The organism is Acetomicrobium sp. (assembly GCF_059026225.1).
Genome location: NZ_JBWQOQ010000002.1, coordinates 55,496 through 81,786, shown reverse-complemented (window position 1 = coordinate 81,786; position 26,291 = coordinate 55,496). Strand labels below are relative to the sequence as shown.

The following is a 26,291-nucleotide window of genomic DNA, read 5'->3' as shown; positions in this document are numbered from 1 at the left end:
CTTTATCGCACCGGCTCAAAACCCCATTTAATCCAAATGTCATAGCTAGCTTCGGACCTGATGTAATGCCAGAAAGCCTCGATATTTTTGGTGGCCTTGCTCTTTACAAGTCCACCGCTATTTTCTAGTGGGTCTACGGGTAAGATAACGTAACTTCCTTCATTTAATTTTTTTGCGACAGATAGCGAAAACATCCCGATATCGGCCCCGCCTGTTTTAGCTGCCAAGGCGGCTTGCTCTACATTGCCCATTATCACCAACCTTTTTTCTTTTAAAAGCTCGTCATAAATTCCTATTGCATTCAGATATTCTGCAGCGGCTTTGCCAAAGGGAGCTGCTTCCGGATCTGCAATGGCGATGCGAACGTCTTTTCTTTCTATCGTTTCCAAAGTGATGGTTTCATCTTTTGGCCACCATGCCACGACCGGGGACGTTGCCATTGGGAACACCTCATAAAGCAGTCCCTCGCTTTCAAGTTTTTTGGTCCATTCGGGGCTTGCCGATAAAAATAGCCCAAAAGGGGCTCCGGCTATTATTTGGGATGCTAGTTTGCCCGATGCTCCGGAAACGATTTTTGGGGAGGTTCCCAGACCATAGCTTTCAAATTCAGTAGCCAATTCGTTTATGCATTCGTGCATGCTCGAAGCGACAGCTACCACATCATCTGCTGAGTCAGCAAGGGCAAAAGAGGGGAACAAAAATGATACTATCACCACCATAACTGCTAAACCTTTACTTAACCGGGACAACACGAAAGGACGCCTCCTTTAATTGTATTTAGATGCTTTAAGTGATGCAATTTTGCAGGTCTCGTCGTCAGCATCTAAGCTTAAATATAAGCTACAGAAAGAGGAAATGCAACTATGTTGCAAATAATTAATTTCGTCCCGGTCATCCTTGCTAAATTGATTACCATTCTGATGTGTAATCGTCAAAGTAGCCCTGCACATGCACAATGGGAGTGCCTTTGTCTCCGCTTCCGCTTACAAGGTCGCATAAACTTCCTATAAGGTTGGTGTACATGCGTGGGGTGGTACCTAATGTTTCATTGGCATCCAAATTTGAAGCTTTTTTCTTAAGGATATGGTTTTTGACTATCTCATCAACACTACCTTCTTGCGCCTCAAGTTCTTTGTCGATGACGTATTTTAATTTGATCTCGCGGGGCGTCCCGATCAAGCCTTTGGTAAAACCGGGTGAGACCACTGGATCTGCAAATTCCCAAATTCCCGTCTTTGGATCCTTGAAGGCGCCGTCCCCGTACACCATGACTTCCACCTCAACTTGACAGGTATCTTTGATTAGAGACTGTATTTTCTCGCATATTTCTTGGCTGTTGCGGGGAAAAAGTTTCAACCTGTCTTCCGATGCCGTATTGGATCCCAGCAAGCCGTATTCCGGGTTATAACCACTGCCATTCACAGGTTCGGTGAGCAGGTCGTCCAAGCCGAGCACCACGGAAGCCCCAGCCTGTTTTGCGATCTTTTTTGTCCAATCCCTTTCATGAATGTTGGCTACCAGAATTTCCTTTGAGTATTTTAAGGCGATTTTCGGGTCGTTTGAAAAATATATGTGCATTTTGCCCTCAGGCGCAACGCTTTTATATAGATCGACGTAATCAACGTTTGTGAATGGATGTCTTAGCGAAAGTCCTTTTATGGACCTATAATCTTTTTCTTCGAGCGTGTCAACGTAAGGGTTTATGCCCTTCTCGTACATTACCTCTCTGTTCATTAGTGGGTTGCCAACCTCGTCGTTAGGATAGTTTAGAAAAAGATGAATGGTTTTGCCTGTCGCAATGATGCCTTTAAGGATTAAAAAAAACCTATTTCGGCTTAAGATCGGAAAAAGGACCGCGATTTCATCTGCCTTCATTTTTCGGGATAAATCATTAGCTACGTCGTGTATTGTTGCATAGTTACCCTGAGCTCTGGCGACAAGCGATTCAGTGATCCCTATTACGTCTTTGTCTCGCAAAGAAAAACCTTCTTCTTTGCATGCTCTTTTGATGGAGTCTACGACCACCGAAACTATGTCATCGCCTGTCTTTATCAAAGGTGCCCTGATGCCTCGCGCTACTGTGCCGACCCTTCGCGCCATGGCAATCACTTCCTTTCGATTCGATCGATGTCTTAACCCTTCATGACCGATGGATAATATAGCACAATTCGTTGTTTTTTATTTAATTTAGCCCAATATTTCTGAAGTTGCGACGTCTTTTTTAGGTATGTTGCATTTGTGTGGTACTTGGGCTACGAAAAAAAATATTAAGTTGGCAACGAAAGCCCAGATATCCCCTGAGAGGAAGAATGTAAAAAATACTGATATGATATGTCAAGTCCTTTATGATAATTTATATTAATATTGCTGCTATTCATGATTTGTTAAAAAATTTTTATAATGTTCTTTCGAGCTTGAAGGACATCTAAGGCGGTGATTTAGGGTTCATGACTAAAGATCTGATATGGTTTGGCATACAATATCTTAGCGTTCAATCGCGCATGTTGCCTCATTCTGCTGCTTTGTCCCTGGGTGGAAGTTTGGGGCGTATCGTGTGTGCGTTAAGTAAAAAGAGGGTCTCAAAAGCTGTCCGCAGATGCTCAAAGATCTTGGGTTGCAATTTAGCGGTAGCAAGAGATATTGTTACTAAATCTTACATCAATTTGGGCCGCAGTGTCGTGGAATTTCTCAGCCTGCCTAAATTAAGTAGCAGAATTGACGAAATAGTTACTGCACATGGCATAGAAAATCTCAATGATGCCCTTGCATGCGGTAGAGGGGTGATATTGCTTACGGCTCACCTCGGCAATTGGGAGCTGGCGGCGGCCTACTTGGGTATTAAAAGATATCCTATAAAGGCGATAGGCGCGGAACAAAGGGATCCCCGCATTACTGACTTAATTTCCGATCTTAGAGCTTCATGCGGTGTCGAAAGCATTGGGAAGGGCTTTGATTTAAGGAGTGCCATTCGTTGTCTTCAGGAGGGAAATATCTTGGGGGTGTTGCTAGACCAAGACGCGCGTGACAAAGGAATAATCGCTCCTTTCTTGGGGCATCCGGCGAGTACGCCCTACGGGCCTATAAAGATGGCACAAAAGAGGCGGTCCCCCATCGTCCCACTGTTCATAATTCGCAGGAAGGATGGCATCCGGCATGATTTATACTTTTTGCCTACTTTGGAAGAAACCATCAAGGATTTTTACGACAAACCCATTGAAGAAAACGTGCGCATATGCAATGATATCTTGTCTGACTGGATTTTGCGACATCCTGAACAGTGGCTGTGGCTATATCCCAGATGGGCATCTACGTTAGGTGATAGGTAATGTATCTAGGTTTGGACCCTGGCAGAGATAAGGTTGGTTTTGCCTTCGTAAATGAAGAGGGCGAACTCCTTTGTTCTGGCATATTTCAGGCGGAATCTTTTGAAGCATTCTTATCGGCTTTGATAGGGGAAAATTGGGATTACATAAGATCATACAAACTCGAGGGCAGTATTTCTGCACTTTTCGGCCAAAAACTTGAGGTTGTATTGCTTGGTGGAGGGACTACATTTAAGGATTTCGAACGGCTCTTGCGAAGATATGGAATTAGGTACGAAATTGTGGACGAGTCTTTCACAACGCTCAGGGCGAGGAAGGCCTACTTCCAGATTCACCCTCCAAAGGGGTTACGTAGATGCATACCGTTGTCTCTTTTAATTCCAAAACGAGATGTGGACGATTTGGCGGCTTGGGAGCTTGTCAAAAAATGGTTGCAGAATAAAGATATCCACGGAGGCGTATCATATGGATGCTGAACTTTTCGCAAAGATTGTCAATAGTTTTGCAGGGGCGCTTGTATCTGTTTGCAAAAGCATGGGCGTTGATATCACATTGGATAAATTGGCCATTACTTCCGACGTGAGCGTTGCTGGAAGCAGGGTTGCCGCGCTAATAGGCTTTGTAACGACAGCGGTTAAGGGAACAGTTGCTGTTATGGCAGACGAGACAAGCTTTAATCGAATTGTAATCGCAATGTCAGGAGGAAATATTACGCCCAAATTGGGTGATCCTCTTTCCATGAGCGTGTTGGGAGAGCTGGCGAACATGACTAGTGGACAGGCCTTCATTAAGCTCAGCGAAGTGGAGGGTCTAAACTTGACTCCCCCTCAGTTGTTGGTTGGCGAACATATTAAATCCATTCCTCCCAAAGAAAGATCTACACAAAGTTTTACTCTGCCCTTTAAACTAGACGGAGGAGGGATTTTATATATGGTCTTAACAGTGAGTTGAGGAACTTTATCATATGTTGCTTGTTAATTCAAATTTCTTTTTTCGATATAAAGTAAAGCATAAAGCAAACTTGTGGTTTATCGGCAAATTATACTAGCGAAAAATGCCGTGAGCGCGGCTAGCAAGCCACAAGTTATAATTCCCAGGGGAGGACGCTTGTTTATCCGCGTATTTAGCAACAGGAAAAATGCCAAGGGTGCCAACAAAAGATAAATTGGCCTGTTCAAGGTTGACGAAAATAACCTTAGAGTACTTGTCGTTAGAAGTGCTGCTACCCCAGGACGAAGCGAGAGCTTTGCATTTTGCTTGGCTGTTTCGCCGATTGGAAGGATTTTGATGATTAATAGCAATATCAACAATAATATGAGGGGAGTTGCAACTATAGCAGCAGTTGCGATTATGGCTCCGGGAAATCCTCCCAGTTTTTTGCCCACATAGGTAGCAGCGTTGACGGCAATTGGGCCTGGAGACATTTGCGCTAAACTTATCATTTGCTCAAATTCACCGGAAGTGAGCCATTGGTAATTTAGCACAATCTCATGATATATTAAAGCTATGGAGGATAACCCGCCCGCAAAGCTCCCCAAAGATATTCTCGCAAAGGCCAAGGCAAGGAAGAAAAGTTCACGCATCTTTGTTCTTCCTTGCAAGAAGCATGTTCATCGAAAAGCCCACAAAAAGAGCAATGAGCGGGTGAACTTTGACCAGCATCAAAATTGTCATCAAGATAAAACTTGCAAAGCTCACAAAGCCATATTCAAAGGCTTCCTTTATCCATCGCAAAGCTGTCAAAAAGACAAACACTGCTACACCAACTAGGCCGCCGTAAAAAAAAGATTCTATGAATAAACGAGTGGCTTCTTGATTCAAATTTAACAGGAGTGGCGCTAAGAAATATATTATTATAAATGGTGGCAAGATTGACCCTGTCACAGCTGCAAGACCACCTGTTATTCCAGCAAGTTTTTTGCCGATAAGATATGATAGGTTCGTAATTATTGGGCCAGGAAGGGATGTAGTGATTGCGATTAAGGAGTCGGTATCGCATAATGAGTCCCAGGATTTCTTTTTGATTTCGGCATCGATGACTCCGATGAATACGAAACCTCCTCCCAAGGCCCACAGACTTGCTTTGAAAAAAAGTAAAAATATATCTTTTATCACAATTATTACCCGCTTTCATAAATATCTCTTTCTTCATCGGATTTTCAAGTAAAATTTTATATGGACACGTTGCTTAACTTGGGATTTTTGATTTAAGCTTAATAGAAGCAGCTCTTTAGGTAAAGGCTTTAAATTAAATGACTGACGATGAGGAAGATGAAAATGTCTGAATGGTATACAAAGGGCTTGTTGGCATATATGTTGGGTCTTGGCGAGGAAGAAATAGAAGAATTGATGAATAAGTATCTCGAAGAAGTAGGTGTCGAAGACCCGAGAACTTTATTTGCCTATTTAATGAGGAAGTGCAAAGAATATGTAGCATTGTGGGCTTTACTATCATTTTCTAGTCAGGTTACCTTGCTACAGGTAGCTGTAATAGGTCCTGATGGCCAAATTATATGGACATCTCAATCCACCCTGCCCTACACAGCGAAAAATCTTTCTTTAAACAAGTGGTCTACCGTAGCTAATATCCTTACCAAGGGGTCAGAATTTTTGCCTTCATCAGTAAATGATGCCGAATTTATAGCTGCACAACATGCAAATCTGCAATTGAGAAAGGTGTGGCCTGATGTTGTAGATGAGGCATACATAGAATTTTTGCAAAGAGAACATGCAGATGCTTCGGTAGATGAGGAATTTTCGCCCAGAGAAAAGTTAATGGAGTTTGAAAAAAAGTTTCGCGAGGCCACCGGAAGGACCATCCCCATCGTAGCATTTAAATTTGACAAGCTGTCTTTGCCGGAGCTCAGGGAAAAGAGCATCAATTTGTTGTCTCTGGATTCTGCAATAACTAGATATCTTAAACAAGTAGTAAAAAAAGAAGAAATCGGCTCATATATTATAAATGAGCCGATGGATGGCGGTGCTTCGTTAATCGAGATAGATCCGCAACTAGATCCTATCAGGGGAATACCTCTATCCGAACTTCATCCTGGGGATGTTATTTTCCTTGCAAATTGTGATGAAGAGATAGCTGCGAAGGTCTTTATGATACGACTATTAAAAGATGGCCGATATGAAGTCCACGGTACGATAGAGGAAGAAGACAAAGAGGTTTACTTCAGATTTGTAGCGCCAGGAGATATAAAGGTTAAGGCTCTGCAATCAGGCGTAAAAAGCGGTTTGGATGCCGGGTTAATATTGTCTTTATTGTTTGTAATTCTAGTGTTTATAATTGTTTTGTTTTTGCCTTTTTAAAAGGGCTGCCAAAATAACAACCGAAATGGCTGCTATGTTAGTTAATTATCCCTGGTTAATATGGCAAAAATACTTTTTTAGATAAATCTAACCTAGAGCGCATCGTTGTAAATGATCGAAATGCACTTTAATGCCAAGGCCTCCAAGCTAGAGATCATTAAATCGGTATCCAGGTTGGTGGCTTTAAACGCCAGGGGAATTTCCGTACAAGCTGCTATGAACGGAAGATCTCCTTTCTTTTGCAACGAGAACAAAACCCTGGACAGCATGGATGCTGCCCCCCGCAAATCGTTTTTCTTCACAAGCTCGATGCTTCCATGAACTTCCTCTTGTTCTTTTGGATCGGGCAAAAAAAGCTCAACTTCCATTTGCTTGGCGTACTTTTGATAAAGTTCGGTCTTTATGGTTCCATTGCTAGCGAGAAGCCATGCGCCAGAAGGTGACTTTTGCTTTGTTTGTTCCAAGGTCGAATGAACTATGTGGACCAGGGGTCTAGGTAGTTGGTTTTTCATTTTATCAATGAAGTAGTAAGCGGTATTGCAAGGCACTGCCAGCAAATCAGCCCCCCAAGAAGCAAGTTTATTGAGGCCTTCCAGCAGGTAGGGCGAAGGATCTTTCCCGCCGTATAATATCGCCTCTGTTCTGTCCGGAATTTGTGGCCATGAAAGCAAAATTACCCGAGGGTGTTCCTGGTCACGACTTGCGGGCGCTAGTTTGGCCAATAAAACCATGAATTCTGCTGAGGCAGCAGGGCCCATGCCCCCCAATACACCGAGTGTCTTTTGAGGCACCATGTTTTAAACCTCCCTTAATTTTTAGTTAATCCATATAGCAGCCAGCGTTAACGTCTAATACCTCGCCGTTTACGTAATCGTTTTCAATTAAGAATCTCACCGCATGAGCTATTTCTTCGGGTCTGGCCAACCGGCCGTTGGGAGAAAGACTGGCGAGTCTTGATTTATCTTCCGGAGTCAGAAGATCTGTGTCTACCGGTCCCGGAGCTACCGCGTTGACCCCTATGTTATGTTCTAATAGTTCTCTGGCCAGGTGGAAAGTCATGCCAACTAGACCTGCTTTGCTTGCCGCGTAATGAACCCCCATGATGCCCCCGTCTTTTCCTGCTAAGCAGCTTACGTTGACAATTTTCCCCCCTTCGTTCCCTATCATATATGGCAAAACGCACTGGGTTAATATGAAGGCGCCTTTTAGGTTGACGTTTAAAACTTTGTCCCAGTCTGCTTCGTCTATTTCAAGCAAAATGGTGTTTTCCCCAAGAATGCCCGCATTATTGACCACTATATCGATGGTATCAAAATCTTCCACTATTGCTTGGACACACTTACTGATTTCAACTTTTTCAGTAAGAGCCATCTTATAACATTGTGCCTTTCTGCCTAGTTCTCCGATTTTCCTGGCTGTTTCAAGGGCATAAGCATCGTTTTTGTTGTATGTAAAGGCGACGTGAGCCCCATGAGACGCCAATTCAAGGCAGATGGCCTTACCTATACCTCTGCTTCCGCCAGTTATCAAAGCTACCTTATCCTTGAGCTTCACGGCGCTTCCTCCTTATATTCTATTTTAATTAAAGAGATATGAATTACAATCCCAAGTATAATAAACCAAAGAGTTAATTTTTTGGTCGGAGGTCAGTGTCATGTTTAGGAAGGTCAAAAAAGTCATGATCCTCATCGTGTTTATTTTTTTTGCCTTGTTTTTTGTGACTTCAAGTGCATTTGCTGACAGGGGAATTGTTTTAGCCCTTTCGGGAGGGGGCGCCAAGGGTTTGGCACATATAGGAGTCATTAAAGCTCTCGAGGAAGAGGGAGTGAAGATAGTCGGGATAGTGGGAACAAGCATGGGTGCTATTGTTGGCGGTTTGTCTGCTAGTGGGTATGACGGCGCTGAGATAGAGCGGATATTTCGGGATCTGGATTTGTATGAACTGTTTTGGGATGGCAGAGATGGCAATTCACCTTCCTCGGCAGAGCGGCCAATTATTAGGCTAAGTTACGATGAAGAAAGTCGGATAATGGGCAGGATGGGGATAATCGAGGGAAGGGATTTGTACGGGGAGATGTTGAAATATGCATCTCACATCAAAACTTATGACTTCATGAAGTTGCCCGTTCCCTTTGCTGCCGTAGCCACCGATCTTGAGACGGGCGAAATGGTTGTTATCACAAAGGGGAACCTTGCCTCCGCCATGAGAGCTTCCATGGCATTGCCGGGTATTTTCTCTCCTTGGCTATATGATGGCAAATTACTCATCGATGGTGGTTTGGTGGCAAATTTACCTGTTAGGGTGGCAAAAAATATATTTCCCGGTTATCCAGTTTTAGCAATAGACGTAACCGGTAAATTGGTCAAAAAAGAAGAGATCCGCTCAATGATTGATGTATTAGGCCAAACGGTGGGGATAATGACTGCCAAAAACGTTGAAGAAGATTTGCAATACGCCGATGCTGTCGTAAGACCCGCTGTGGATGATATATCTTTGATGGATTTCAGTAATATAGACGAGTTGATCGAGCGTGGAGCCAGGGCCACATTTGAGCAAATGGATCGGATAAAAGCACTCGTCGTAAAGGTTGTTGATGATGAGCAACCCCTTAAAAACCCGATTGTAAAGGATGTCAGACTGACTGGCATTCCCGACATACAAAAATCGTTCACAAGAGAAAGAAGATCGTGGATAGGTCGACCTTTGGACATGAAAGAAGTTAACAATACCCTTCTTGAGCTTCTAAAGCATGATCGTGTCGCTATGGCTGATTATAAACTCATAGAAGAAGATGAAAAGGTGATTGTGGAGTACGTGGTGAAAAGAAAACCTCAAAAAGAATATGCCTTTTCTGGCTATAGCACTAATATCTCTTCAGATAACAGATGGGCGACATTGGAATACATGCAAAGGGATTTATGGGATTCGGGCGATGAGGCTCGTTTGCAGTTTTGGCTTGGGGAAAATTTCTTTGCAAGAGCCAGTTACGTTGGAAGCGAGGGAAGTAGCTGGCGCTTCGAGTCAAGTTTGGCCTTTCAAGATTGGGAGATAACTCCAGAAAATTATGGCAAGGTCAGCTGGAAAAGGTATTTTGCTTACCTAGGGTTTGATAACGTCGGTGAAGACTACATATCTTTTAGCGGTGGCATTGCCTTTGATCACGTGGATGACGGCAAAGATGAACACCACTGGGGACCTATGATTAAATTCTCGTATAAAAACAAAAAAGACGACAAATCCGCTGGTTATTTCGAAACTGAAGGGCTTTTTTGGTATCCAGAGGGAGAAACATTGCTAGGTCGCGTTATCTTTGCGTCCTCTTTACCGTTAGGCGATGAGTGGAGTGCAGCCATTTCTGGAGGGGTAGAAAAGGGAGATGCGAGCACGCCCGCGTGGGCTGCTTATTTGGGAGGTTATGGAGAAATGCTTGGCCGATTGGGGCACCCCGTTATGGCAGAAAATGCTGCTTGGGTAAGGGTGAGCGTGCAAAATGCTTTGACTAGAGGTTGGTGGGGTAAACTGGAACCCGAAATTTTTGGTGCTATCGGCTATGCCTTGGACGATGACTGGCATAGGATCCAAGAGCTATGGGAAGTCGGGATAGGAGTGAATATTCCCAATAGGATTATTGACTTAAGCGTATTTGCTTTATATGATGATCGTAGCGATTGGACCTTTGGCTTTTCAGTGGGGACGCCGCCTGTTTCTTATGGACCGGTGATGCCATAGTCCTACTTTAAATCTTGGAAGGATTCTTTGAAGTTGACAAACTGCTAAGTCCTTGTATAATCATTCTCACAAGCCGGTGTACATGGTCGGTTGCGGGGGGATAGCCAAGCGGTCAAAGGCAGCAGACTGTAAATCTGCCGGCGTCTGCCTTCGCAGGTTCAAATCCTGCTCCCCCCACCATTAGGCCGACTTAGCTCAGCAGGCAGAGCACTTCCATGGTAAGGAAGGGGTCGCCGGTTCGATTCCGGCAGTCGGCTCCAGGAAGTTAGAGGTCCGAGACGTTGGATATGTTTCGGATCTCTTTTAGTATGTTGCCGTGAATTAGGACTATTGAGGACTTACTTGCAGCAATGATTGAATGAGGGGAAAATTCTGTTAGTATTTGGATAATGTTACAGGCGAATGGATCATTTAAGTGTCGTTATCGGTTGCAATCTACGATTAGGATAAGGGAGGCTGACAAGCATGGCAAAGGCAAAGTTTGAGAGGGTAAAACCACATTTAAACATAGGAACCATAGGGCACATAGACCACGGCAAGACTACCTTGACCGCTGCCATAACGAGGGTGCTGTCCACCGTAGGGTATGCCGACTTCACGGCCTTCGAAGAAATAGACAAGGCACCCGAGGAAAGGGAACGGGGAATAACGATAAGCATATCCCACGTGGAATACCAAACGGACGAGAGGCACTACGCCCACATAGACTGCCCCGGTCACGCTGACTACATAAAAAACATGATCACCGGAGCAGCTCAGATGGATGGGGCCATACTCGTGGTCTCAGCAGCAGATGGACCCATGCCCCAGACGAGGGAACACGTCCTTCTGGCAAGACAGGTCAACGTGCCGGTCGTAATAGTCTTCATGAACAAGGTGGACATGGTAGACGACGAGGAGTTGCTTGACCTGGTGGAGATGGAAGTAAGAGAGCTTCTTTCAAGCTACGACTTCCCCGGAGACGAAGTTCCCATCATAAGGGGTTCTGCCCTAAAGGCCCTAGAATGCGGATGCGGCAAGAGGGAGTGCGAGTGGTGCGGCAAGATATGGGAACTGATGGATGCCTGCGACAGCTACATACCTCTCCCCGAAAGGCCCATGGATCAACCCTTCCTCATGCCCATAGAGGACGTATTCTCCATAACGGGCAGAGGTACCGTGGTTACGGGAAGGGTAGAGAGGGGAAGGATCACCCCCGGAGAGGAAGTAGAGATCGTCGGAATGAGGGAAGACAAGATAAAGACCGTTGCCACTTCCCTTGAGATGTTTAGAAAAATACTGGACGAGGCCATAGCAGGCGATAACATAGGCATACTCCTTCGAGGCGTGGACAAAGATGAAGTAGAAAGAGGTCAAGTCGTGGCAAAGCCGGGGACCATCACTCCCCACAAGCGCTTCAGGGCCGAGATCTACGTCTTGAAGAAGGAAGAAGGCGGAAGGCACACTCCCTTCTTCAACGGATACAAGCCTCAGTTTTACTTCAGGACGACCGACGTCACGGGCGAGATAACCCTTCCCGAGGGCGTCGAGATGGTAATGCCCGGAGATAACGCCAACATAGAAGTCAAGCTCATAGTTCCCGTAGCACTCGAAAGGGGACTGAGGTTTGCCATAAGAGAAGGCGGTCGTACGGTAGGTGCCGGCGTAGTGACCGAGATACTGGAGTAATCCCCTTAAGGTGAAAGGGGGGACGTGGAATGGCCGATGTAGTGGGATTGGAGTGCACCGAGTGCAAGCGCAGAAATTACGTTACGACAGTGAATAAGAAAAAACAACCAAAGAAACTTGAAAAGAAAAAATATTGTCGTTGGTGTAATAAACACACCTTGCACAAAGAAACAAAGTAGGATAAAATAGTCTAGCGAGCAGGTCCGTAGCTCGAATTGGCAGAGCACCGGACTCCAAATCCGGGGGTTGCAGGTTCGAGTCCTGCCGGGCCTGCCAGAAATCAGTCCCTGACAGCCTTCTTGGCCTGTCGGGGATTTTTTATTTCCAATTTAGGAGCGCCGGACTGGGTTTTATATGGCAGCGATTTAAATGACTCCTAAAAATCCGCATCTTTCCGAAATGTAAGGTTTTCCCTCCCTTCGCTTTGTTTGGTATAGTATATTATAGTTAGTTTATATTCTATTTCTCTGTGTTATTCAAGCTCGAAGTTTGCCTTTGCATAATTCAAATAGGTGCTTGCGCAGCGCTCCTGCCGCCCGCAAACTACAGGACGCGGCCTCAGACCCGACAGAAGGCCTTAAAAGAAGGAAAGACGAAGGACGCATCGTCTCAACTGAAGATGGCGCCTCAAAAAGGCTCCTGGAGCTGATATACAGAGGTATGTTTACGTGGCTGCGCGGGTTACGCGTTCATGTCCCGCATGTCTGGGCCATACCGATCTTGCAATGACCAAACGTTACGTAGCCTACACGCTAGGCGGCATAAAAGAACAACATGCCCATGCCTCGCCTGTCAACAAGCTCGTGTCGGCGAGGAAGAGGGTAAGGAGGACAAAACAACCTTAAAACATGGGCAACAGATCGCATCGTTGCTTGTATGTTTTTCCATTGCGTAAACCGTGTTTCTTATATGAGGGTGTCCTGCTAATTTAAAGCCGAATATTGTTATAACGCAGCAAATAGGAGTTCAAAAATCGTTGTTAACTAGATATAATTTATTACAACATATGTCTGACTTTTGCGAATATTAGATATGCCATGATAAAGCTTAACGGCATTATGGTTTATATGTGGTGTGTCTTTTTGTCCTAATAGATATATTTCAAAAAAATGGAGTTGGTGTAAGTGGCAAAAAAGCGGGTCAATAATAATCAACGGGCCAATAATAATCAAGAAGAGCCTTTGGAAAAGCAGCTTTGGAAGGCTGCCGACAAGCTTCGCAAGAACATTGACGCTGCGGAATACAAACACGTAATTTTAGGCCTTATATTTTTACGGTACATATCAGAGGCCTTCGAAGAGTTGTACATGAAACTTAAATCAGGCGAAGGAGAATACGAAGGAGCCGATCCGGAAGACAGAGATGAATATAAGGCAGAAAACGTCTTTTTCGTCCCAGCGGAAGCTAGATGGTCCTACCTGCAATCAATGGCAAAACAGCCAGAGATAGGCAAAATTGTAGATAATGCAATGGATGCGATCGAGAAGGGAAACCCATCACTTAAAGGAGTCTTGCCCAAGGTATATGCCCGTGGCAACCTAGATCCAACAAGCCTTGGCGAACTAATAGACCTGTTTAGCAATATTTCCCTTAAGGAAGCTAAATCGAGGACCGGCGACATTTTAGGCCATGTGTTTGAATATTTTTTAGGAGAGTTTGCCCTTGCCGAAGGGAAAAAGGGAGGGCAGTTCTATACGCCGCGAAGCGTCGTTGAGCTTTTGGTTGAAATGCTTGAGCCATACAATGGCAGGGTGTTTGACCCATGCTGCGGCTCAGGCGGAATGTTCGTCCACTCCGAAAAGTTCGTAACCGAACATCAAGGACGAATGAACGACATATCCATATACGGGCAGGAAAGCAACCTTACCACGTGGCGACTTTGCAAGATGAACCTGGCTATAAGGGGCATCGACAGTTCTCAAGTGCTGTGGAATAACGAGGGTTCGTTCTTAAATGACGCTCACAAAGACCTAAAGGCTGACTACATCATCGCTAATCCGCCCTTTAATGATAGCGATTGGGGTGGGGAGCAACTTCGTAACGACGCTCGATGGAAATACGGCGTGCCGCCCGTTGGAAATGCGAATTACGCCTGGATTCAACACTTCATCTATCACCTTGCGCCAACCGGCATGGCTGGGTTTGTCATGGCCAAGGGGTCGCTTACGTCGAAAAGTTCGGGTGAGGGTGAGATCAGAAGGGCGATCATAGAGGATCGCCTCGTTGACTGCATAGTAAACTTACCCCCAAAGCTTTTCTTGAACACGCAGATTCCGGCCTGCCTTTGGTTTTTGAGCAGAAATAAGGCCAACGGAAAATACAGAAGCAGAACCGATGAAATACTTTTTATTGACGCAAGAAATATGGGATATCTCATCAATCGCAGGACACGCGCACTGTCGCGAGAGGACATAGAAAAGATTGCCAATACCTACCACAACTGGCGCAACCCTGACGGTCATTATGAGGACGTAAAGGGATTTTGTAAGTCCGCAACGATAGAAGAAGTGCGAGAGCTTGATTATGTGCTCACACCTGGTCGTTACGTTGGCTTGCCTGAAGAGGAAGACGACTTTGACTTTAAGGAGCGATTTACAAAGCTTAAAGCCGAGTGGGAAGAGCAACTTAAAGAAGAAGCAAGGCTTAACGCCCTCATCGCTGAAAACCTAAAGAAGGTGAAGGTGGATGAGTGAGTGGAAGGAAATCGAACTTGGACAAGTAGCAGATGTAAGGGGTGGAAAACGACTGCCAAAGGGTGAAGCTCTTTCTGAATTTCCAACAAATCACCCGTATATTAGAACAAGAGATATAGCGAATCATAAGATTAAAATAAACGAATTATTATTTGTTCCCGATGATATTTTTTCTTCCATATCAAATTACACTGTTGAAGAAAATGATTTAATTATATCAATTGTCGGCACAATCGGGCTTTGCGCTGTCATTCCAAAAGAACTTCATTTGGCAAGCCTAACTGAGAATTGCGCTAAGATAGTAAATATCAACAACAAACAAATTAATAGAACATTTCTATTTTACTATCTGATATCTGAAGAAGGACAGGCAGAAATTGAATCAAGAAGTGTTGGTTCCACTCAGCCTAAGTTACCATTGTACAATATTAAAAGTATAAAAATACCAGTCCCTCCCCTTCCCGAGCAGCGCGCCATTGCCTCTGTCCTCTCCAGCCTCGACGACAAAATAGACTTGCTCCACCGAGAAAACAAGACGCTTGAAGCTATGGCAGAGACGCTCTTTCGGCAGTGGTTCGTGGAGGAGGCTAAGGATGAGTGGGAGGATGCCAAACTGGGCGAAGTTGTAACAATTACTTATGGTAAAAATCTACCAATAAAAAAGTTGTTAAAGAGTGGGTACCCTGTATTTGGGGGCAATGGTCAAATTGGTTTTTATAACAAATATTTATATGTTGAACCACAGGTTTTGGTTTCTTGTAGAGGAGAAGCGTCAGGGAAAGTTAACATTAGCTTGCCTAGATCATTCATCACGAATAATTCTCTAATTTTGGTACGGGATAAAAGAAAAGAGATAACTTTTGAATACCTAAAATATCACTCTTTAAACTATGATTTTACTCTTCACATATCAGGCTCTGCACAACCACAAATAACAATTGATAATTTGTATGATGCGGCGTTTTTAATTCCGCCAGTTGATTTGATTAATAAATTTACTGAAGTTGTTAGAGGATGCGAAGAAAAGCGCGCTAATAACTTGAAACAAATCCACACCCTCGAAAAACTCCGCGATACATTGCTTCCTAAACTAATGAGCGGCGAAGTAAGGGTGAAATACGAGGAAGAAGAGATGGCGTCATGTCGCGCATAACAGAATCCGCCATCGAGGATTTTGTCATAGAGTTACTGATATCTCAAGGCTATCAGTACATCGGCGGTCCGGACGTCGCTCCTGATGGTAGTAAACCGGAAAGAACAACCTTTGGAGATGTAATTTTATCTGGCCGACTGCGAAAGGCCGTCGAGCGGATAAACCCTCATATACCGACAGAGGCAAGAGAAGATGCCATCAGACAGCTTCAACGGTTCAGTGCGCCCGACCTCGTCGCCAACAATGAAGCCTTTCACAGGATGCTTACAGAAGGGATAAACGTTAGCTACCACAAGGATGGCATCGAAAGAGGCGACCTTGTGTGGCTGATAGACTTTAACAACCCGGAAAATAACGACTTTCTTGTCGTTAATCAGTTTACCGTCATTGAAAACAACATCAACAAGCGGCCTGATGTGATCATCTTCGTTAACGGTTTGCCGTTGGTGGTAATCGAGCTTAAGAACCCGGCTGACGAGAATGCGACGCTAAAGTCTGCTTTTGACCAAATTCAAACCTATAAACGGATGATACCGAGCCTATTTATATACAACGCATTTATAGTCATCTCTGATGGCCTGGAGGCGAAAGCCGGCACGATTTCATCAGGCTTCAGCCACTTTATGGCGTGGAAATCAATTGACGGCAAGACTAATGCCTCGCATCTGATCGGTCAAATTGAAACGCTCGTAAAAGGTATGTTGAATATCCCCACATTGCTTGATATCACGCGTTTCTTCATTGTTTTCGATAAAACAAAAACCGAGGATAAGGAAACCGGCCTTACAACCATAAAAACCGTGAAGAAGCTCGCATTTTATCACCAATACTTTGCTGCAAACAAAGCCGTCGAGAGCGTAATGAGGGCAGCATCCGAAGGCGGGGACAGAAAGGGCGGCGTCATCTGGCATACGCAAGGCAGCGGCAAATCTCTCTCTATGGTCTTCTTGGCCGGCAAGCTTATTCTCAAGCTAAATAACCCGACAATAGTTGTCATTACCGATAGAAACGACCTTGACGACCAGCTATACGATACCTTCGTCTCTTCAAAGCAACTTCTTAGGCAGGACCCGGTCCAAGCTCAAAGCAGGGATGACTTAAAACAGCTTTTGAGGGTGGCATCCGGCGGAGTGGTCTTTACGACTATTCAAAAGTTCTGGCCCGAAGAAGGAAACGCCTATCCCATGCTTTCAGACAGGCGAAACATCGTCGTCATCGTCGACGAAGCGCATAGGACGCAATACGGTTTCAAGGCGAGAGTTGTAGAGGAGAAAGACGAACAGGGCAAAGTTATCGGCAACAAAGTCGTATATGGTTTGGCGAAATATCTGCGCGATGCCCTGCCAAACGCGACCTACATTGGCTTTACCGGCACGCCAATTGAAAAGGAAGACCGAAACACACCGGCAGTCTTTGGCTGCTATGTCGATATCTACGATATAGCCCAGGCTCAAGAAGATGGCGCCACTGTTAAGATTTACTACGAAAGCAGGTTGGCAAAGATCGGTTTAAGTGAAGAGGGCAAGAAGCTGATCAAGGAGCTTGACGAAGACCTGGCGTTGGAGGACCTGTCAGACATCCAGAAAGCCAAATGGACGCAGCTTGAGGCCTTGATCGGAAGTAAAGAGCGCTTGAGGCAGATCGCACAAGATATAGTGGCCCACTTTGAGGAGCGTCAGAAAGTCTTTGAGGGCAAGGGCATGATCGTTACTGCGTCAAGACGCATAGCCGCAGATCTTTACGATGAGATCATAAAGTTGAGGCCGGAATGGCACGATGACGACATCAAAAATGGCGCGATCAAGGTAGTTATTACGTCATCATCTTCAGACGGACCTGCTATAGCCAAACACCATACGACAAAAGAACAAAGACGAGTGCTGGCGGATCGTATGAAAGACCCTAAAGACGATCTTAAGCTTGTAATCGTTTGCGATATGTGGCTTACGGGGTTTGACGTTCCCTGCCTTCATACGATGTACCTCGACAAACCGATGAAAGGCCACACCCTAATGCAAGCCATTGCGAGGGTGAACCGCGTCTATAAAGACAAACCCGGGGGACTGATCGTAGACTACCTGGGCGTTGCGGGAGACTTGAAAGAGGCCTTGGCCTTCTATTCAGAAAGTGGCGGAAGGGGAGACCCCGTCGTCCTTCAGGAAGAGGCTGTTAAGGTTATGAAGGAAAAGCTAGAGATTGTCTCTCAGATGTTCCACGGCTTTGACTATAAGAGCTATTTTACGGCGGACACATCACAGAAGCTTTCTATCATCCTTGCAGCGGAAGAGCACATCCTCGGCCTTGAGGATGGCAAGAAGCGGTTTATTGACCAGGTTACGGCGCTATCTAAAGCCTTTTCCATAGCTGTTCCTCATGAAGAAGCCATGGCCGTCAAAGACGAAGTGGCATTTTTCCAAGCAGTGAAGGCACGACTCGTCAAGTTCGACAGATCAGATGTACGCAGGGGTGGCGATGACTTAGAAGCCGCGATTAAGCAGGTTATCGACCAAGCCCTTGTTACAGAGCCCGTAATAGATATATTTGACGCAGCTGGTATAAAAAAGCCCGACATCTCCATACTTTCGGAAGAGTTCCTCATGGAAGTAAAGAACATGCAGCACAAAAACATAGCTCTGGAGACGTTAAAAAAGCTTCTCAACGATGAAATAAAAGCAAGGAGTAAAACAAATTTGGTCCAGAGCAGGACGCTAATGGAAATGCTCGAGAATTCCATCAAAAGGTATCAAAATAAGATAATTACTGCCGGAGAGGTTATCGAAGAATTGATCGAGCTTGCTAAAAAAATCAAGGAAACGGACAAGATACCGGAAGAAATGGGATTAACCGATTATGAATATGCCTTCTATACTGCTATAGCCGACAACGAGAGTGCCAGAGAATTAATGGGAAAAGAAACCTTACGCGAACTGGCTGTTGTTCTCTATGAACAAGTAAAAAAGAATGCCTCCATTGATTGGACCATAAAAGAGAGCGCAAGGGCTAAGCTAAGAGTAGTAGTGAAAAGAACTTTGCGGAAGTACGGCTATCCTCCGGATATGCAAGAGTTGGCCACAGAAACCGTCATCAAGCAGGCGGAAATGATCGCGGATGAGCTGGTGCAGTCGAATCTTATACAAGCGGGGAGCGCATAGTGGCTTAAATAAGGTGTGAGGAATAATAGAGAAGTAATAAGGTTACTTAGAAGGCTTGAGAAAATGGTGCTTTGGTCAGTCATATTTTTACGGTTTAATCTGTTTTTAAAGGGAATCTACCGCTATATTTAAAAGTTTTCCCGTAAGCATCAAGGATCTCGATCTCAAATGTTCCCTCTATAATAGCTTGTTGCTCCTTTACGGGGAAAATGACACTACGGGTAATATAGTCCCCGGGTTCGAGTCGTGTCGGCTTAAAGTTTGCGCAAATAAGTCTTAAGTCTTTATTAATTATAGCAACTATTTGTTTGATCGTGGTTGCTTTTTCGCCTATGTTTGAAATCGAAAGCTTAACATTGTAATAACTAGGATAAGGAGTAATAAATGCAACAGGACTTCCTGGTTTATTCTTTATCAATCTATAGCAGAAGCAGGTTACCTCGACGGTAAGTTTAGTTTTGGTCAAGCGATTGAAAAGCTTGTCTCCCAATTTGCCGAGAAGTGCACTAATGACACTTTCATGCAACATATTAGATATAATCACTCCCAACTGCCAGTATATTAATCACTTTGATATACGTGATAATCTCTTTAGTTTTTGCTTTCTATTATTTATTTTATCGTCTTTCTCAAAGTTCCACCAATCAGTGCTGTTCTTCCTTATCGTTATTGGAAGTCCTAAGGTTGAGCGTCATCCACTAATAAACGCCCTGACAACATAGCTTGATCAAACCAATTGTCTATTTCCCGCTCTTCGGTCATCGACGTAAACGGCTTTTCAGTAAGTATACGCATTATACAGATGATCGTTAATTCTCTAATCTTTCCAACATCCGCATCGGTCACCTCATAATGGCCAGAGTGAACGATTTTTGACCTTATGCCGTATAAATCTCTGACTTCCTTTTTAATTTCTGCCCGCTTTTCCGGTGTATCTCCAGCCAAAAGCGCCGTGTGCATGCTTAACCGATACGCAAGCTCATCGTGTTGCCGGCGTCCTAATATTATGGTCTCAAGTGCGATAGCATAATGGAGGAACGCCTCTTCGGGACGTTGTTGCAGTTCTACGACAGCTCTGCCTGCCCATTGAACGGATGCCAATATTCGCTCATCAATTGGGATTCTGTCATCTTTTGCAAGGATTTCATTTATACGATAAAAACCTACCTTTTCTGCTCTGGATGGTTCTATACCTTTTAAAGATAAAAGGACGAAAGGCCCTACGTTCCTGAATTATTTGAAAGAGACTCCTCCTCGTCCAATTCAATCAAATCATAGGAAACGCGTGTAACTCCAATTCCATGTTCAACCAACAATAGAACTAGTTGCTCTCCGTTCATTAAGGCAACCGGTATAGTGTCTGGACGAGCAGCTTCTTTACGTGCGCCATCACTAAAGTTGCTGGTGGTAATTATTAAACCTTGCTCATGGGCGCCGAGGCTTCCTCTTACTTGCTGAACTATCGGTGCTTGGATATTTTGCTTCCATCTCTTAACCTGAATGGCCATGCGAGTACGAATTACATCTCCTACTACTAAGGTGCCTCGCACATCGATGCCCCCATCCCTGGTGGAGTTGGTAACTTCAATGTCTTCAAAGCCAATTTCGGCCAAAGCCTGCCAATTAACTCCTCGAATTTATACCATTCCATATTCAACAGGCGATTGCGTAACTCCTGACGCACTTTTTTATTATGTTGTTCGATTTTGGAAACCAGGCCATGTTCTATCCATCGTGAAAGGCTAATATATCCTTTACCATGCTGGACAAAACGCGGTTGTTCTCCGCGTGCCCTGTAGCGTTTTATCTCGGAGATAATTTGTGCGTACATCGTGGCTTCGGGAAGTTTTACCCTCGGTGGTTAACAACCCCATTTCTAAGGCCTTTTTCGTTATATCACGATAATGCATAGGTTCCCCCTTACCGAACTCTTCCAGCACTTTTTCGGCTGCATTGGTAAACGAATACGTTTTTATGCTTCTATGATTTTCTGATCTTAACTGTTTTTCATAAGTACGCAGGCCAAAAGTCCCAGGAGCTGTTAAAACAAAGGGAGATTGCTCCCCCTTGTTTTTGATATCCATATAAATTCGAGCACCTACAGTACGGTCCGGGGTTTTTCCCTTTGTAGTCCATAGATTTTTAGAAAGAATGCGTCGTGTTATTTCAGTAATATGAAGCGGTTCGCCCGCCTCCTGCAATACCTGAATGACAGCATCAAGCAATTTCATTATTGCTTCCTCCTATTTATTATTACACGACTTTGTCTTTGCATGAGCATTCTTAAGCAATCGACTTTTTCTGGCAAAAGTCAGATGTTTTTTATGAACGGTTCGAAGAAAAGACTTGTGATCAAGATCGCCACAAGCACCAGGAACTTTTAGTAATTAATTTATCAGAAATCGTTATCCAGTAACAAGGTTTTATAACTATATCTTTAATGCTAATCTAACTAAATTATACCGTCCCACGTGGGTCCTTGCACACCAACCCAAGCTCTTTGAGCCTTATCTCCATGGCCTGCATGGAAACCATGTAGCGTCGGGCAAGCCCTCGAAGGCTGTATTTGTGCGCCTCGCGGGACAGGGCGATTTTGGGCATTAGAAACTCGGCGGGCAAAGGCGTTGGCCGCGCGTTCTTGTTTTGGGTCGCGCTTTATCATTCCCTCTCCGCCGCTTCCTGAAAACAAAAGCGAGTTGTGTCCAAGGATGTAGTGTCCTATCTCGTGCGCAATAGAAAACCGCCTCCTGCACAGGGGGCGAGCAGAGTTGACGGCTATGACGGGCCTGCCGGGCGGGATGTGGACGAGCATGGCGTCAACCTGGTCTGCTTTATCCTCGATCAACACGATATCGAGCTTCCTCAGTGCCAATACGACAACATCTTCATCGCAGGGCGCCCCGATCTCCTCCATGAGTCGGCGCGCCGCTATTGACGGGTTCATAAGAGCTCCTCCTGTTATATGATTGTTTTATGGACTTTATTATTCTAAACGATCTTTTACCGATTTCAGCGCAAACGATATGGTGTTGATGATAAACTTTTTATCCGCCGGCGGCAAGCTTGTCCCAGTTTTCCATGACGCTCCGCAAATTTGCCACGGCCTCGGCGTCGCGCTCCATCAGGACGGCCAAGAGCTTTTCCATCTCGGCCGTGTACTCGTCCGCTGCTTTCGGTCATCTCCTCTTCCGCACCTGTCAGGAAGTAGGAAACAGGGACATTTAATGCCTTTGCGAAGGCCACCAGCTGGGGAATTGTCGTAAAACGCCGGCCCGATCTCTATCGCGCTGATGCTCATGCGGTGAAAACCTACCTTCTCGGCCAGGTCTTTCTGCAGCATGCCCGCCTTGAGCCTGGCTATCTTTATCCTCAAGCCTATGCGCTTGGCAAGCTCCATGCCTTCGTGTTCTTCCTTGTCTTCCTTTTTCTTCAAAGGCGTAGCCCTCCTTTTCCGTATTTGCCAATTCTCATCTCTTATGTCTCTTAGATTATATATTATTCCAAATAGGCGCATTTTACAATATATATACTTGCGTTATTCATAGTATATCATACTGACTTACCTATTGATAAGTAAGCCAAAAACCCGTATAATGATAAAGTATTATTTACTACAAAAGGAGGCAGTCTTAATGTATACCTGGGACAAGAGGAAGATCGGCAGGAACCTCAAGCTCATGAGGGTTAAAAAGGACATTTCACAGATGGAGCTCTCCAAGGCGCTCGGCATCGCTCAGGGCCACTACTCAAACATAGAATCGGGCAAGCGTCAGCTTTCGCTGCACCTCCTTGCGAAGATTTGCGAGATGTTCGGCGTCAATCCTTCAGACATCATCGCCGACACGGACGACGAGGGCGACGCCGTCAGCTTTGAGCCTGAGGCAGCGGTAGAGAAAGAGCAGGATTAGGCGCCATGCTTACGCTTGAACTGGCAGCGAAGTTGGGCAAGGGCAAAAACAGGGTTGCGTGCGTGTATCGGCAGGCAGCCTGGATGCTCGTGCGCAAGTTCGACATGCCGGCAAACCCGGACGAAATATTATTCCTCGTCGACTGCGTATCGAAGAAAGCAAAGGAGGCCGCATCCGTTTGGCGCCTGCCCGAATGGGTGGAAGACGTCTTGTACCAGGCGACAGGTGTCAGGCTCAAGTTCGCCATTAAGCTCCGCCTCGCCATGTTAGACCGCCTCCCGCCGTCTGCCGTTACAGCCGTTTTATATCACCAGCTGAGGCACATAAAGGAAGACGCAGACGGGACGACTTACCTCGACATGCGCCATGACGTCGAAGACTTCCAGGAACTTGTGCCCTTCCGCAGGCTACGCTTACGGCGCCGACATACCGAACCTGCTCGAAGTTGACCCGGTGGAAGTCTTTGCGGACGTCCCGCTGCAGCTTCAGCTGCCGGTGAGCGGAAGAGAGCAAGAGCGCAGGCACGGACGCGGTGGAAGGCGAAGAGGTGGGAAGCTATGAAGTGGTTTAAGCACGACACGGCGGTGTCAAGAAACGAAAAGCTGGCCATGCTTAAGGCGACATCCGGCCTCGAAGGCTACGGCTTTTACTGGAACGTGCTTGAGATCATAGCGGAGAAGACGGAGGAAGTAGGCGAGAGTGCGGGAGGTTCCGTGCGCTTTCCGCTTCAAAGTTGGTGCGGATTTGTCGGAGTTTCGCCTCAAACCTTCCGAAAACTCGCCGGAAACTGCCAAGAACTTGGCCTGTTTTCGGTGAGTTTCAGCGAAGTTTCCGGAAAAGAAGTTGCGGAAATATCCACAGACGGCCTTGAGGAGATAGCGGACGAATACAGTACACGCAAGGCTTCCAGGAAGAAAAGGCAGGCGGAAACTTTAGAAGATTGTCGGGACAATGTCGGGACAATGTCCCGAGCAGATAAGAATAGAATAGAAGAGAATAGAATAGATAAGAATAGAGTAAGTACTTCTTCCGCTTACGCGGAAACGTCCGCGGACGAATCCGCCGGACAATCAAGTAGGACAGAAAAACCGACAGGTACATCTCAAAATACGGCAGATAAAGCAAAGGCCGAAACTTCCGAAACAAAACTGACGCCGAAGTCAAAAGAAGCCGAAGACAGCCTTTGCCCTAACCAGCCTAAAGATCTTGAAACCGACGCCACGGGTGGCCGTGCCGGCTCGGTTGGCCCGCAGGCTTCAAGCGGGCAGGCGTGCCACCGCAGACGGCGATGAGGCCTACCCTGACGGCGAAACTTACCCGGCCCGTGATGCCGGCTCACCGGAAGGCAGGACAGACCGCGCACGCAGCGGTCACTGCCACAGCTCAGACGACTGCACGAAAACAGCAAAGAAAAAACCAAAGGCCTTTTCCGTCCCGGCATGTCCGCACAAAGACATCGCCGCACTCTACCACGAGATCTTGCCCGAGCTCCGCTCGCTTAAGGTCTGGAACTCGACGAGAGAAAAGCGCTTGAGGGCGAGGTGGCGCGAGGACAAAAGCCGTCAGACGCTCGACTGGTGGCGGAAGTACTTCGAGTCCGTGAGGCAAAGCGATTTCCTGATGGGCCGTAAGACCGACTGGTCTGCCGACTTTGACTGGCTCATTTGTCCCACGAACATGGCCAAGGTGCTTGAAGGCAGGTACCGCAGCGTGCCTCATGCGCCCTCCCTGCCCGAAGGGTTAGCAGACCGCCTTGAGGCCCTCTTCCGCGACCTCGTATCGGCCTGGCCCGCAGACAGGGCAGGCGACACGAAGGAGGCAAGAAGGCTCTTTTTCGCCCTCTTTTCGCCCGATGTGCTGGCCGACAAGGCACGAGCAAACGGGCGGCTTTCAAACATCGAAGCCTGGGCGCAGGTCGTCTTGGGGCGGGACGCGCAGTACGTACCGCGCCTTGACCGCTGGATGTCAGGCCTGGACCCTGACATCGCGCCTGCAGAGGCGCAAGAGGAGGAAGTGGCATGACTGACGAAACACGCATGCAGGCAGAAACCTGCCGAAGCGGCAGAAGATCCCACCTGGGACACGAAGCTGGACGTCTGCAAATGTCAAGGTCGAACCGGAAGAAGGCGAGTCGGAAAATGAGCGGATAGCGCGGATCGTGTACTTCACGAAGACCATGCTCGCCGAGATGCCGGCAGAAGAGGGCAGATTTGTCATCGAGCAGATGGCAGAGTCCGAGACAAAAAGGCTTTACGGTTTCGGCTGGAAGGCACATGACATCGTAGGCTACGTGCGCTACATCCTGACCAAGGTCGATTATGCCATGTCTGATACCGCCTTGAGGCGCCTGGTGACGCGCTCGGCAGTGCCAGGAGGCAGGTGCCTCGCATGACAGCGCGTTCCTGCTCACAGTGCCCGCATACGTACGGCGCCTCAAAGAGGAGGTCGGCAGGCTGGGACGAGGCGGACAAGTTCGGCTTCGGCATTGACGAGCTTGACAACTCCTTCGGCCGGCTGCTTCCCGGCGAACTGCTGGTCTTAGTCGGCGCTCAAGGGTCGATGAAGACGTCGCTCATGCTTTCAGGCGTCGAGCACTACCTGCAAAACAACCCGAACGGCACAGCCATGCTTTTTTCGCTGGACATGGCGCCCGAGGTGGTCGCGGAGAGGCTGCTCCAGCGCGAGATGCACATGACGGCGGAACGGGTGCGCTGGCACGCCCGCCGGGAAACGGAGCAGTTCAAGGACGCAGTAACACGGATGCGCAGAAAGTTCTCGGACAGGCTTTTGATCTACGGGTCAGAGCCGCCGGGGTCTCAACTGCTTGGCAAGTGCGAGCGCATGACCATAGAAGACGTCCGAAGAGAAGTTGAAGCCTACATGCCTTCGCTCGTGGCGATAGACTACCTGACACTTCTTAGGAAACCGCGCCAGTCCGACCTAGACTGCGTAAACGAAGGCCATGCCAACCTTGAAGGAGATGGCCCAGAGGTACGGCATTATGTTTCTCCTCTTGTCGCAGATGGGAAGGGCAAGCAAACAGCTCCAGGCTTCCGGTTCGGCGCTGGTCGGCAGTGCCAAAGGCGGCGGCATAGTGGAGGAGTTAAGCAGCGCCCAAATTGACTTGTTTAAGGACGCACCCATTGAACCTTACGGAGCGCCGCGCATCATCGCGACCGGTGTCGAAGACCGTTGGCGGCGTGGCAGGACGCGTCATTTGAGCTCGCTTATGACGGCGAGCCCATGAGCTTTACCGGGACGGGCAAAGCCCGTAAGGCGCGAGCGTGAACAAAAGCCGATCTTCAAGTCAGGACTTTTTTAGGAGGCCTGTCATGAGTGAAAAGGCAAG

At 46.5% G+C, this 26,291-nt stretch carries 31 protein-coding genes and 3 tRNA genes; 22 read left to right on the top strand and 12 right to left on the bottom strand.

Translation table 11 applies throughout. The features are described 5' to 3' along the window. Positions 1-2: 2 nt before the first annotated feature. Positions 3-752, bottom strand: coding sequence for a molybdate ABC transporter substrate-binding protein (gene modA / locus AC5SXE_RS01540; RefSeq protein WP_493916398.1), 750 nt, complete (start codon positions 750-752; stop codon positions 3-5). Between the two features lie 157 nt (positions 753-909). Continuing rightward, positions 910-2,100 (bottom strand): coenzyme F420-0:L-glutamate ligase, encoded by a 1,191-nt coding sequence (locus AC5SXE_RS01535; protein ID WP_493916397.1) that lies wholly within the window; start codon positions 2,098-2,100, stop codon positions 910-912. 347 nt (positions 2,101-2,447) lie between these two features. On the opposite strand from AC5SXE_RS01535, the gene AC5SXE_RS01530 reads away from it, so the two are divergent. From AC5SXE_RS01530 to AC5SXE_RS01520, 3 genes are read left to right on the top strand one after another with little or no spacing between them, the layout of a single operon-like run. Then, on the top strand, positions 2,448-3,326 hold the full coding sequence (locus tag AC5SXE_RS01530; protein WP_493916396.1) for a lysophospholipid acyltransferase family protein: 879 nt from the start codon (positions 2,448-2,450) through the stop codon (positions 3,324-3,326). Then, on the top strand, positions 3,326-3,799 hold the full coding sequence (locus AC5SXE_RS01525; protein WP_323721700.1) for a RuvC family protein: 474 nt from the start codon (positions 3,326-3,328) through the stop codon (positions 3,797-3,799). The genes AC5SXE_RS01530 and AC5SXE_RS01525 overlap by 1 nt, the downstream gene beginning before the upstream one ends. Next, positions 3,789-4,274, top strand: a complete 486-nt coding sequence (locus AC5SXE_RS01520; protein ID WP_323721699.1) for a chemotaxis protein CheX — start codon at positions 3,789-3,791, stop codon at positions 4,272-4,274. Before AC5SXE_RS01525 ends, AC5SXE_RS01520 begins: the two co-directional genes overlap by 11 nt. A 77-nt stretch (positions 4,275-4,351) precedes the next feature. On the opposite strand, the gene AC5SXE_RS01515 is transcribed toward AC5SXE_RS01520, so the two are convergent. Both AC5SXE_RS01515 and AC5SXE_RS01510 read right to left on the bottom strand, forming a co-directional pair. After that, the gene (locus tag AC5SXE_RS01515) at positions 4,352-4,906 is read right to left on the bottom strand and encodes a chromate transporter (RefSeq protein ID WP_493916395.1); all 555 of its coding nucleotides are present in this window, start codon (positions 4,904-4,906) and stop codon (positions 4,352-4,354) included. Then, positions 4,899-5,438 (bottom strand): chromate transporter, encoded by a 540-nt coding sequence (locus tag AC5SXE_RS01510; RefSeq protein WP_493916394.1) that lies wholly within the window; start codon positions 5,436-5,438, stop codon positions 4,899-4,901. The genes AC5SXE_RS01515 and AC5SXE_RS01510 overlap by 8 nt, the downstream gene beginning before the upstream one ends. A 162-nt stretch (positions 5,439-5,600) precedes the next feature. Here AC5SXE_RS01510 and AC5SXE_RS01505 point away from each other — a divergent pair, with 162 nt between their 5' ends. Then, entirely contained in the window at positions 5,601-6,638 is a 1,038-nt protein-coding gene (locus tag AC5SXE_RS01505) for a hypothetical protein (RefSeq protein ID WP_323721696.1), read from the top strand. 92 nt (positions 6,639-6,730) lie between these two features. On the opposite strand, the gene cuyB is transcribed toward AC5SXE_RS01505, so the two are convergent. Next, on the bottom strand, positions 6,731-7,432 hold the full coding sequence (gene cuyB / locus AC5SXE_RS01500; protein WP_493916393.1) for a cysteate racemase: 702 nt from the start codon (positions 7,430-7,432) through the stop codon (positions 6,731-6,733). A 25-nt stretch (positions 7,433-7,457) separates the two neighbouring features. Next, entirely contained in the window at positions 7,458-8,192 is a 735-nt protein-coding gene (locus tag AC5SXE_RS01495) for an SDR family NAD(P)-dependent oxidoreductase (protein WP_493916392.1), read from the bottom strand. Positions 8,193-8,292: 100 nt separating this feature from the next. On the opposite strand from AC5SXE_RS01495, the gene AC5SXE_RS01490 reads away from it, so the two are divergent. The 10 genes from AC5SXE_RS01490 to AC5SXE_RS01445 all read left to right on the top strand — a co-directional run bounded on the left by AC5SXE_RS01490 (position 8,293) and on the right by AC5SXE_RS01445 (position 19,034). Beyond that, positions 8,293-10,368 (top strand): patatin-like phospholipase family protein, encoded by a 2,076-nt coding sequence (locus tag AC5SXE_RS01490; RefSeq protein ID WP_493916391.1) that lies wholly within the window; start codon positions 8,293-8,295, stop codon positions 10,366-10,368. Positions 10,369-10,462: 94 nt separating this feature from the next. Next, positions 10,463-10,548 (top strand) — tRNA-Tyr (locus AC5SXE_RS01485). 4 nt (positions 10,549-10,552) lie between these two features. Beyond that, positions 10,553-10,628, top strand: a tRNA-Thr gene (locus tag AC5SXE_RS01480). A 205-nt stretch (positions 10,629-10,833) separates the two neighbouring features. Beyond that, complete coding sequence (gene tuf / locus AC5SXE_RS01475) at positions 10,834-12,036, top strand: elongation factor Tu (RefSeq protein ID WP_493916390.1); 1,203 nt, start codon at positions 10,834-10,836, stop codon at positions 12,034-12,036. A 29-nt stretch (positions 12,037-12,065) separates the two neighbouring features. Beyond that, entirely contained in the window at positions 12,066-12,215 is a 150-nt protein-coding gene (gene rpmG, locus AC5SXE_RS01470; protein WP_310848685.1) for a 50S ribosomal protein L33, read from the top strand. 20 nt (positions 12,216-12,235) lie between these two features. Further along, positions 12,236-12,312: transfer RNA gene (locus tag AC5SXE_RS01465), tRNA-Trp, on the top strand. A gap of 392 nt (positions 12,313-12,704) precedes the next feature. Further along, complete coding sequence (locus AC5SXE_RS01460; RefSeq protein WP_493916389.1) at positions 12,705-12,881, top strand: hypothetical protein; 177 nt, start codon at positions 12,705-12,707, stop codon at positions 12,879-12,881. 279 nt (positions 12,882-13,160) lie between these two features. Then, positions 13,161-14,729, top strand: a complete 1,569-nt coding sequence (locus tag AC5SXE_RS01455) for a class I SAM-dependent DNA methyltransferase (RefSeq protein ID WP_493916388.1) — start codon at positions 13,161-13,163, stop codon at positions 14,727-14,729. Continuing rightward, complete coding sequence (locus AC5SXE_RS01450) at positions 14,722-15,882, top strand: restriction endonuclease subunit S (RefSeq protein ID WP_332636407.1); 1,161 nt, start codon at positions 14,722-14,724, stop codon at positions 15,880-15,882. The genes AC5SXE_RS01455 and AC5SXE_RS01450 overlap by 8 nt, the downstream gene beginning before the upstream one ends. Then, positions 15,870-19,034: a type I restriction endonuclease subunit R gene (locus AC5SXE_RS01445; protein WP_493916387.1), complete on the top strand. Its 3,165-nt coding sequence runs from the start codon at positions 15,870-15,872 to the stop codon at positions 19,032-19,034. The genes AC5SXE_RS01450 and AC5SXE_RS01445 overlap by 13 nt, the downstream gene beginning before the upstream one ends. Positions 19,035-19,128: 94 nt before the next feature. Here AC5SXE_RS01445 and AC5SXE_RS01440 read toward each other — a convergent pair whose 3' ends face one another. The 6 genes from AC5SXE_RS01440 to AC5SXE_RS01415 all read right to left on the bottom strand — a co-directional run bounded on the left by AC5SXE_RS01440 (position 19,129) and on the right by AC5SXE_RS01415 (position 22,467). Beyond that, a complete protein-coding gene (locus AC5SXE_RS01440; RefSeq protein WP_493916386.1) occupies positions 19,129-19,563 on the bottom strand; it encodes a hypothetical protein in 435 nt (144 codons plus the stop codon). Between the two features lie 149 nt (positions 19,564-19,712). After that, complete coding sequence (locus tag AC5SXE_RS01435; RefSeq protein WP_332636404.1) at positions 19,713-20,135, bottom strand: hypothetical protein; 423 nt, start codon at positions 20,133-20,135, stop codon at positions 19,713-19,715. A gap of 119 nt (positions 20,136-20,254) precedes the next feature. Beyond that, positions 20,255-20,647 carry a restriction endonuclease gene (locus AC5SXE_RS01430; protein WP_493916385.1) on the bottom strand — a complete coding sequence of 131 codons (393 nt, stop codon included), beginning with the start codon at positions 20,645-20,647 and terminating at the stop codon, positions 20,255-20,257. 141 nt (positions 20,648-20,788) lie between these two features. Then, on the bottom strand, positions 20,789-21,265 hold the full coding sequence (locus tag AC5SXE_RS01425; RefSeq protein ID WP_493916384.1) for a winged helix-turn-helix domain-containing protein: 477 nt from the start codon (positions 21,263-21,265) through the stop codon (positions 20,789-20,791). 221 nt (positions 21,266-21,486) lie between these two features. Then, on the bottom strand, positions 21,487-21,978 hold the full coding sequence (locus AC5SXE_RS01420; protein WP_493916383.1) for an ImmA/IrrE family metallo-endopeptidase: 492 nt from the start codon (positions 21,976-21,978) through the stop codon (positions 21,487-21,489). A gap of 177 nt (positions 21,979-22,155) precedes the next feature. Next, positions 22,156-22,467: a helix-turn-helix transcriptional regulator gene (locus tag AC5SXE_RS01415; protein WP_493916382.1), complete on the bottom strand. Its 312-nt coding sequence runs from the start codon at positions 22,465-22,467 to the stop codon at positions 22,156-22,158. Positions 22,468-22,666: 199 nt separating this feature from the next. Between AC5SXE_RS01415 and AC5SXE_RS01410 the strand changes: the two genes are divergently transcribed. From AC5SXE_RS01410 to AC5SXE_RS01375, 8 genes are all read left to right on the top strand, one after another. Continuing rightward, positions 22,667-22,942, top strand: coding sequence for a helix-turn-helix domain-containing protein (locus AC5SXE_RS01410; protein ID WP_493916381.1), 276 nt, complete (start codon positions 22,667-22,669; stop codon positions 22,940-22,942). Positions 22,943-22,947: 5 nt separating this feature from the next. Beyond that, a complete protein-coding gene (locus tag AC5SXE_RS01405; RefSeq protein ID WP_493916380.1) occupies positions 22,948-23,391 on the top strand; it encodes a putative metallopeptidase in 444 nt (147 codons plus the stop codon). A gap of 108 nt (positions 23,392-23,499) precedes the next feature. Then, positions 23,500-24,234 (top strand): hypothetical protein, encoded by a 735-nt coding sequence (locus tag AC5SXE_RS01400; RefSeq protein WP_493916379.1) that lies wholly within the window; start codon positions 23,500-23,502, stop codon positions 24,232-24,234. Continuing rightward, complete coding sequence (locus AC5SXE_RS01395) at positions 24,185-24,964, top strand: hypothetical protein (protein WP_493916378.1); 780 nt, start codon at positions 24,185-24,187, stop codon at positions 24,962-24,964. The genes AC5SXE_RS01400 and AC5SXE_RS01395 overlap by 50 nt, the downstream gene beginning before the upstream one ends. After that, positions 24,961-25,092, top strand: a complete 132-nt coding sequence (locus tag AC5SXE_RS01390) for a hypothetical protein (protein ID WP_493916377.1) — start codon at positions 24,961-24,963, stop codon at positions 25,090-25,092. The genes AC5SXE_RS01395 and AC5SXE_RS01390 overlap by 4 nt, the downstream gene beginning before the upstream one ends. Before the next feature lie 8 nt (positions 25,093-25,100). Then, positions 25,101-25,334 (top strand): hypothetical protein, encoded by a 234-nt coding sequence (locus tag AC5SXE_RS01385; RefSeq protein WP_493916376.1) that lies wholly within the window; start codon positions 25,101-25,103, stop codon positions 25,332-25,334. Next, entirely contained in the window at positions 25,331-26,065 is a 735-nt protein-coding gene (locus AC5SXE_RS01380; RefSeq protein WP_493916375.1) for a DnaB-like helicase C-terminal domain-containing protein, read from the top strand. Before AC5SXE_RS01385 ends, AC5SXE_RS01380 begins: the two co-directional genes overlap by 4 nt. Beyond that, positions 26,037-26,189, top strand: a complete 153-nt coding sequence (locus tag AC5SXE_RS01375; protein ID WP_493916374.1) for a hypothetical protein — start codon at positions 26,037-26,039, stop codon at positions 26,187-26,189. Before AC5SXE_RS01380 ends, AC5SXE_RS01375 begins: the two co-directional genes overlap by 29 nt. The last annotated feature ends 102 nt before the right edge of the window (positions 26,190-26,291 follow it).